Source organism: Serratia sp. 506_PEND (assembly GCF_001076875.1).
Classification (GTDB): domain Bacteria; phylum Pseudomonadota; class Gammaproteobacteria; order Enterobacterales; family Enterobacteriaceae; genus Serratia; species Serratia marcescens.
In genome coordinates this window covers 1-8,596 of record NZ_JVEL01000640.1, presented here as the reverse complement: position 1 = coordinate 8,596, position 8,596 = coordinate 1, and the positions used below count along the sequence as shown (strand labels likewise).

The window sequence follows — 8,596 nt, the reverse complement described above, 5'->3', positions numbered from 1 at the left end:
ACCGTCAAATTTTGACGCTCTGCAGAAGGGGGCCTTAATGGGGGCCTCAATGTTTATGGAACCAGATAAAAATCATAGCAATCAATGGATTTACAAAACAAAATTCATTCCGAGTCCGGGCACCAATATTCATAAGGCCTCGCTGCAAAGCGGGGCTTTTTCCTTTCTTAGCTACGGTAGATTTCTGGTCGTTGCAACACGTTATTTGTTTGCTGGATTTCTCGCCATTTTCGCAGATGCTCGTTACTTTTAGACACCTCCACACCCTCTGACGTGCCTCTTCCTTACCCCACTGCTACGGTCTTTCTACGGTCCTCTACGGTTCCTTTCTCTAAGATTATTCATAATGAAGCAGAGAATACGGGGGAAAACGGGGGAATTATCATTTCTCCTTAATCCGCTGGTCTTAACGTGATTTTGTCGTGGGGAATAAGGTGGGGAAACACCCAATAGCAAGCGGGGAAATTTGGCAGCATACACCCTCCACCATTCACATGCGGATCTTCACCAGTCCGTCCACCCGCAACAAGCTCTTCTTTCCCTTTCACTTCTTACCGTTTTCAGAATCCCCCGTTCTCCACGCCATCATGTAATGATTTATCTATAGTAATACTACTTGAGCTAAACGCTCTGGAGTGTTAACACTAATTGTCCGTTCTGAGCAGCGGGTTCAACGAACCAATACAGCGCTTGTGCTTAATCAACGTGGAGCAGGTCACACACTCTAACTATCAGCAATGCCCGCTCTTGGCACAAAGCGAGTAAGTTAACTGAGCAGAAGGTCCACTGTGAGCGACAAGCGGAAATTAACATATCTGTTAAAGTGGCAAAATTTAGTTATCCACCGCATCAAACTAATTCAAGGAAAGATTGACCATGCCTAGTCAGTTTTTAAAAACCATTCTTCATAACAAAATTCAGCAAGCATATGACAATGCAGAGGCTGTTTCTGACATATCCCATACTACTGTCAAAGGCACATTCAGAGAGAGTTTTCTCATTCCGATTATTAAATCACTACTACCATCTCATTTTGGTATCGGCTCAGGCCAGATTGTTGATAAATGGGATAGATTTTCACCACAGGCAGACATCATCATTTATGACAAAAGGAAAATACCACCAATCATTGAACAGAATGGGTTAGGTGTCTACTTCATAGATTCCGTACATAGAGCAATCGAAATCAAGAGCGACCTAAATACAGAGGGGATGCATCAAACTTTAAACCTTGCATGGTCACTACATCCTGACAACCCACAAGGATTAAAAACGGCTAAAAAAGGGAATCTTGAAGATGGAAAATCTAACTACCCTATGGTTAGTTGCTTCAGTTATAAGCAATCTATAACAGATTTGGATAATGCGCTGTCAAAATGGGGTGTCACAGAAAATATACCAAGTGTGATGTTCTGCTTGCCAGATACTGGTTTTTATATGTATTCCCCTCAATCAAAGAAATATAATAAATTCCCTGCGAATGGTAAAGTTGAGACCACTGCTACATATCTCACCCTGTTCTTGAATTGTATTGAAGATGAAGCAACTTCCAGAGGCGACTACTCCTTACTTGAATGGCTTTTGAATTAAATATTCCCTAGTCTTCTGAGGCTGACTTGATGTTGGCCTTTCTTCAACGCACATATTTAAGTGATTAGACACTCTTTTATATTCCGCGCCAAACGGACATTTCTAACTGAACGTTACATGTAATCCTGGGGGCAGGTCATGAGCAATGCACACTCGTTTCAAATTTAGACAACGAGATGTGCATGAAGATTATTTAGAAGCAGTGTAAGCACTTTAGTTCATAAAGGGTTGCACCGGGACGACTACACCAAACTTTTCCAATTGCAAGAATTTAGAACCAAAAATTTGGGCAGGAATTTTGCGCTGAAGTAAGGCAAAAAAGTTTTCATCATGCGTTGAGATAATAATTTGCTTATCAAATTGAATACATATACTTCTTAAAAGATCTATCGTAGAAAGTATGTTAATCGAATCCATTGACTGGATTGGATCGTCAATCATAACAACATTGATGGGATTGCCCTCATCATCTTTCGCATGAAGTGCGCTAGCTAAAAATACACTTAAACTTAGAATATTCGTTTGAGCCGCACTGAAATAAAGTATTGGCGAAATTTGCTCTCCAACCTCATCACTAACCACAATATTTAAGCCTGGCTTATCAGAATCAAAGTCTGCCTTAAACTCTACTTTTTTAAAGGCAGGATGTGGATCTATTTTCTTATAAATAGAATTAATAAGGTCTTCATAGAAGAAATTATTGATAAGAAGTTTTAGTCTATCCACTATTGCAGCTCTTTCTGCGTTCAAAGTAGTGTCGACTCTTTCACGCTGTTTTATTAACATCTGTTCAGCCATTAAATCTTTCTGAAGCGCTGTATGTTTAATATATGGCTCAAACGAACTCATAAGCTCTATGAGTAAATTAATATTATTTGAAAGCATATCAAATTCTTTCGTACGAAGATGACAATCCTGAACTTTAGCGATTATGAGCTCTTTGACTTTTTCAAGACTGTACTCAGGACGGATAATAATAAGGTCAGATAAACTCTCATAAAACGTGTTAATTACTGATTGAGAGCGGGCAACACTTATTTCTAAAGCTTCTTTTTGCAGCCTCAACTGAACAAAATCCACCCACATGCCATCACTTAACATTTTTTGCTGTAAAACATTACATTGTTCAGTTATAAACTCAATAGTGGCTTTACACTTATTTATTTCCGCCTCAATCTCTAGTTTCCTTTTTTCAGTGTGCTTTTTGAGGGATGAAGACGAAATCGCATTTTCATTTAAGTATTTATGAACTGTAATGTAGATATTTTCGCTGAAGATACATTCCATCTCCGAAGCTATTTTTTGCTGCGCAGAGTCTTTTTCTTTGAGTGATTCATTAAGCATTTCAACCTGAGGGGTAATTAATGCTTTTCCTTGTAGGAACTTTGAGCTTTTGATTGAAAGCTCACCAATTTCTTTTTCAATTCGGGAGACCAGCTCATCATGTGAAAGTTCCCAAACTAAACTTTCTAACTCTGTGGTCCGTTTCTCAAGAGTTTTTAACTCTGCTTCTATTGTATATATCTCTCTACCTGCAATAGTAAGTCTCTCGTCAGTCTCACTCAATTCCTTGTTTATGTTAATAATCAACTTAGCCTTTGAATCAATTGCGCACTGAGTAATATCCTGAATTGATTGAAGAATTTCTTTCTGGCGTGCAGTGAAAAATAAAAGCTGTTTAGAATTCTCCTCACTTAATTCTGATAAAAGGTTCTGGCCCTTAATTTTATCCAGTAAGCCGTCCGCAGATGGGTGAGGAGTTGTACATAAAGGACAGATGCTGGATGGTCGTACACTAAGATAGTCAATTCCAATGGCAATCAGTCGTTCATGCAATTCCATCTGCTCAGACAATGCTTTTTGAGTAACATGCACAGCCTGAATTTGTGATTCAAGCACATCGAACTCGGCGTAACATCTCGTCAGTTGTTCAACTTTTGTAGGTTCTAAAAGCAAGGCCCCTAGATTTCCGTTTGATAATGAGGTGCCATTAACATTGAGTTCAGAAAGCCTAGTAAGCTCACGATTCAACTCCTCAAGTCTAGACTTATCTATCTGAATAGAAATTTCTTTTTTTGATATTTGCTGTGTTAAGTTACTTACTCGATCCCTGTTATTTGAGAGCTCCATATATACTAGCCCGGCGTTATCAACGGTCTTCCTAAGTATAGCGACCCTATCATCTACAGCCTTAAGCTCCATATTCAATTGATTAATTGTTGTTTCAAAACCTGCAAGCTGCGCACAGATCTTAGTGCGCTCTTCAGAAATTATCTTTTGGCTAGTAGCTAACTCGAGAATATGTGACTCAATTTTTAAAAAATCTTCAATACAATCAATTATTTCTATAATACGAGTCATATGCGTGTGTGTGATTTTCTGATCTTCTGCACATTTTTCGTATGAATCCAAAAGTGATTGGTACTTATCAGCGTCGGCCACTCCTTTCACTAATTTAGCAAGATGTGAGTTCTGCTCTGCTAAACTGCGGACATGTAATTCAGTTTCAGATATTTTTAGAAGTCTGTCTTCCAGTGCTTCCACCGTTCGATTGTTCGTTAAACGTGATGAGTCGAGCTCATGGCGTCGCGATATAAGATTAGCATTAAGAGCATATTCATGCTGAGATGAAAAACTCTCATCAGGTAACTGAATATTCTCACCCAACTTATTCAATTCAGTAGCAATAGAATTGAATTTTTGGAAAATTGAAGCATCTATTGGTTTTTTTAATTGTTCAAGAATAGACTCTCTCTTTTTATTGAGATTATTCAACTCAATCTTATTATCATTTATGAGTACTGATAACTCTTTACGGGCAATTTCAATATCTCCACCGAAACTTTCCATAAATTTCGCATAGCGTTCTTGCGGTTTGGCTTCTCGAAGAAATCTATCAATTTCATCTTGACTTAGAATTACTTGTCGGAAAAAATCATTTTCTCTTTGACTATTATCTCCGAATCGCAAATCACGCCCGTTAGATCTAATTTTGGGTAGTTTACGCTCAAAAGGGAGTGGTCGGGTGGTTGTTACCACTACCTTCGTGCGTATATTTTTATCTACATATTTATTACGTAAAATTTCTTGCCCAACATTATCGTCCTTTGTGATTTTGGCAGCGTTCTCATAATTAGATTTATTATATTCTCCGCCAAGTCTTGCCATGTGATTGGTAATTGCCCATTCAACAGCATCGTAGAAAGAGCTTTTACCAAAACCATTAGGAGCATAGATCGCAACAAAATTTGCAGCAACATCTCCATCATTCGTGAAATCAAACGTGCCATCTGACCTAGATTTGTAGGCACGAAATGCTTCAATCTCAACTTTTTTAATTTTCATTTTTGTTCAAAAATTTAATTATTTCATTGACCATGGAGGCGCGGATTTCTCTGGACTCATTCTTTGAATCTAATGGAGCACCACGAACGTATTTTTCTAAAGACAATAAAGCCTCTTTTGACTCATTGACTCTCGGATCAAGTCTTAAGTCTGTTCCCAATAAATATTTTTGCAACTCAGTGACTAACTGAACAGAGGTGGGGACACCTGAGAATTTATCAATAATAATCTTGCGAGCAGCAAACTTATTGTTTTCTATTTCATATTTATCCCATACAGGAAAAACATCAGTTGTCAAAAAAACAATATACATATTCCAAGATGCTAAGTCACCCGATGGTTGATAGTGAACAGAAACCACATTTTGAATAGTACGCCAATTCTCCAAAATCTCGGCTGAAGTCTCACATACACATACTATACAGGAAATAAAAGAAAGTGGATCATCTGAGCAATACATGTGAAATCTGATTTTATCATATTTCACACTTAAAACACTCAGATCAACTTCCTTACTTAATAATTTCATTAAGCTTCTCCTTAAATAACTGCAATTGTGGTACACCTGCTGGAACTACTAGATATTCATCCTCACTGTCTATTACGCAGCTTTTGCGGAGTCCCTCCAGATGAGTTAATTTGAAGCTTGTATAAATAGAACTTTCAACTTCATCGATAGCAAATGGCCCCTGGTTTGGCACTACCGCTATATTACTTATTACATTTTTAAGTCGAAAGTTCGGAGGCAAGACACTTGCAGCAGCATCAGGTGATGCAACGATTAAAGTTCCATCCTTATCTAAAAGTTTTCGTGCCGTTTTGAGTAGTTCTTCCAAACGGCTAATCCAGTTCGCACCATCACTGGTATATAACAGCCGCCGCTTTCGCTCCAAACTTTTTAGATATACATCATCCACAATACCTACATTATCTATCACAGAGCAAATAACTAAAAATTCAAAATAAGAAATCCATAACTCTTTGTTGCTGAGCTCATTAGGAGTTTTAGGCTCCATCAAAAGCTGCAATCCATATTGCCCCATAATTTTATAAGGCGGAGACATCCCACTAGCTATAAGCGATGCGGAAAGGGTTTCTAACGCGTCTTTAAGATTACGAACATTATTTTGATCAATAACATTAAATTTAAATATTTTGTCTTGTATTCGAGAAAAGCATTCCAAATGGGCAGGAATCATCGGTGCACTATTGTATGCTCTTATTATTTCATCAAACTTTGCTAAGCTATGGCATTGCACTCGGCCAAACTGTTGTTCCTCTTCAGTGCCATCCATCCTGAACTCAACACCAACAAGAAATGTATTTCTACCAACTATGTGATATACACCTCCACCTGACATCCCCTTTATCGTGGCTAAGCCAGGTACACCATCAATAGTGAAAATGACAAGCTCATCGACCACGCTAGTCATATGCCCATCATAATATTTTATAGGATCCGAACTCCTTCTTTCAGTATTTGGAAATCCTACTAATGCAAGCTCAGCCCGAGGAGGCAACGTCGAAGCAGTAAAACAACTTTGTGTAACTTCTGGTTGATATTCAATTTTTAAAATTGCGAAGTCATAATGGGATTCGTTCACCTTTTTAATATCTGGATATAGGAGCACAGCCAATACTTTAAGTTTATTGCCATTGTGATCGGTAACTTCGATATTATCGAGGGTGTCACGAATAACATGGTATGCAGTCAGTACATAAGTGTAATCCAGTATCATTGCATTGACCAATACACCACTGCCACCATTAACCATGACGCAATGGGACTGCATTATTTCGTAAACTGTCATGTTAGAATTTAATCTCATCACCTAGCACTTTTAGACGAGAAGAATAGCTCTCAGTTTCATGCGCTAAAAGCAGCGGAGCAATCACATTGCTGTAATTAAAATAAACATCACCATCTGTTTCCTTTAAGATCCTCGCAATAGTTCTTTTATTAGGAAGACCATGCTTCAAACCATTGGTTGAAATAACAAAACATGGAGAATCTAGTATTGAAAGAAATTCGTTGCTTGTGTTGTATTGGCTACCATGATGCGAAACTTTAACCAGATCCAGCTTCAACTTGTTCATTTCGCTATATCCCAATGCTCTTAAATTTTTTGTAACAACTTGGTCACTGGCGTCTCCTAAAAAAAGCATTTTTTTGTCATCTGCTTCCAGTAAAAATGCAATTGAGCTTCCATTATAAATAGATGGGTCAGATTCAAATCTATCATCTGCCCAAATTTCGCCCAATGAATAGTGATAATCATTCTCATGTGAAGAAGTATCAGCTGAACTTACTTCCGTTGGCCACTTATGCAAAAGCTGTTCGAGTTGTCTTCGTTCAGGTGACAGTGCTGTTAATGTAATCGGGCCTACTTTATAGATTTGCCCTGCCATAATGAGCGGTGCTCGCGCACAACCGATTTCATCAAGTAATGCCTCAAATTCTTGCCCCTGCTTAACGCTAGTTTCAGAGGAAACTTCCTGCAAGAAAATATTATTTTCACAAATTTCAGGCACATTAAAATGATGTGTGATTAACCTCGAAGAATTGAACCAGATCGATTTAACCATCTGACGCAGATAGTTTGGACTCTCGAATGCCTTGATAAAACCATTTATGTGATCATCATCAATGTGGGTCAGGATAGCAAGATCAATGTTTTGCCCCTTTCCTTTCAGATCATCAAGAGCATTACTCAATGCTCCAGAATAGCGCTGCCTAATGCCATACCTGAATGTCGTCGCAGGCCCCCCATCAATGAGCAAGTTGAGAGTGCCTGAACTGCTTTCATGACTCACCAAAATGCAATCGCCATGGTTAGCTTTAAGAATTCGTACGATGATCCCCATCAGGATTTGTCTTCCTTACCAGTGAGCTCTTTCCCATATGAAGATTTTACCATTTAGAAACAATCTTAAGGTTGATCAAAGATGATTTTTTTCAAACAATTTCATACTTTCAATGATGTTATCTACATTAGTGAAATGCATCACGAAAATTTAAACTTTTACTTAAAAAACATAAAGTTATCACTTCTTATATTTTAATAACACTATGCTTTTGTAAGTATCCCAGCAAAACGAACCATTCACTTTTAGAGATCTTCCGACATACTGATTATGTCCTCTGAGGAGATCGCCATGCGTAAAGCCCGATTCACCGAACACCAGATCATTACCGTTCTGAAGTCCGTCGAAACCGGACGTACCGTCAAGGATGTCTGCCGTGAAGCCGGTATATCTGAAGCCTCGTACTACAACTGGAAAGCAAAGTATGGCGGTATGGAAGCCTCTGATATCAAAAAGATGAAAGACCTGGAGGATGAAAACCGACGCCTCAAACAGATGTTTGCTGATCTCAGCCTTGAGTGCCGGGCACTTAAAGACGTCATCGAAAAAAAGCTTTAAAACCAGCGATAAAGCGTGAACTTGTCAGCTATCTGACGGCGCAATTTGCCATGAGTTTACGCCAGGCCTGCAGGACGTTATCGCTGAGCAGGACGGTATATTTTTATCAGCCCGATGCCCGGCGTGATGAACCGGTGATCCATGCGCTGGCTGAACTGGCAGAACGCTATCCGCGCTACGGTTTTAAGAAGTTTTTCCAGCTGCTGCGCAGGCAGGGCAATACCTGGAACCATAAACG

At 38.8% G+C, this 8,596-nt stretch carries 6 protein-coding genes and 1 pseudogene; 3 read left to right on the top strand and 4 right to left on the bottom strand.

From position 1 onward, the window contains the following. Positions 1-253 (top strand): hypothetical protein (locus tag ADK28_RS31980; protein ID WP_204375389.1); only part of this gene is annotated, 253 nt, incomplete at its 5' end. A gap of 623 nt (positions 254-876) precedes the next feature. Beyond that, on the top strand, positions 877-1,590 hold the full coding sequence (locus ADK28_RS29015) for a DUF6602 domain-containing protein (protein WP_048797445.1): 714 nt from the start codon (positions 877-879) through the stop codon (positions 1,588-1,590). 213 nt (positions 1,591-1,803) lie between these two features. Here the strand turns inward: ADK28_RS29015 and ADK28_RS29010 are convergent, their stop codons facing one another. The 4 genes from ADK28_RS29010 to ADK28_RS29000 are packed head-to-tail and all read right to left on the bottom strand — an operon-like array spanning position 1,804 to position 7,800. Further along, on the bottom strand, positions 1,804-4,935 hold the full coding sequence (locus ADK28_RS29010) for an AAA family ATPase (protein WP_048797444.1): 3,132 nt from the start codon (positions 4,933-4,935) through the stop codon (positions 1,804-1,806). After that, positions 4,925-5,464 carry an ABC-three component system middle component 1 gene (locus ADK28_RS30895; protein WP_075202187.1) on the bottom strand — a complete coding sequence of 180 codons (540 nt, stop codon included), beginning with the start codon at positions 5,462-5,464 and terminating at the stop codon, positions 4,925-4,927. The genes ADK28_RS29010 and ADK28_RS30895 overlap by 11 nt, the downstream gene beginning before the upstream one ends. Continuing rightward, positions 5,448-6,764, bottom strand: a complete 1,317-nt coding sequence (locus ADK28_RS29005; protein WP_239686300.1) for an ABC-three component system protein — start codon at positions 6,762-6,764, stop codon at positions 5,448-5,450. Before ADK28_RS29005 ends, ADK28_RS30895 begins: the two co-directional genes overlap by 17 nt. Beyond that, positions 6,748-7,800, bottom strand: a complete 1,053-nt coding sequence (locus ADK28_RS29000; protein ID WP_048797442.1) for a ComEC/Rec2 family competence protein — start codon at positions 7,798-7,800, stop codon at positions 6,748-6,750. Before ADK28_RS29000 ends, ADK28_RS29005 begins: the two co-directional genes overlap by 17 nt. A gap of 291 nt (positions 7,801-8,091) precedes the next feature. Between ADK28_RS29000 and ADK28_RS31120 the strand changes: the two are divergent. Further along, positions 8,092-8,596: pseudogene (locus ADK28_RS31120) on the top strand (transposase); the annotation flags it as partial.

What these genes read in the sequence shown, in the direction of transcription:
- ADK28_RS29015 (WP_048797445.1), top strand. Translation starts at nt 877, where the DNA reads ATGCCTAGTCAGTTTTTAAAAACCATTCTTCATAACAAAATTCAGCAA.
- ADK28_RS29010 (WP_048797444.1), bottom strand. Translation starts at nt 4,935, where the DNA reads ATGAAAATTAAAAAAGTTGAGATTGAAGCATTTCGTGCCTACAAATCT.
- ADK28_RS30895 (WP_075202187.1), bottom strand. Translation starts at nt 5,464, where the DNA reads ATGAAATTATTAAGTAAGGAAGTTGATCTGAGTGTTTTAAGTGTGAAA.
- ADK28_RS29005 (WP_239686300.1), bottom strand. Translation starts at nt 6,764, where the DNA reads ATGAGATTAAATTCTAACATGACAGTTTACGAAATAATGCAGTCCCAT.
- ADK28_RS29000 (WP_048797442.1), bottom strand. Translation starts at nt 7,800, where the DNA reads ATGGGGATCATCGTACGAATTCTTAAAGCTAACCATGGCGATTGCATT.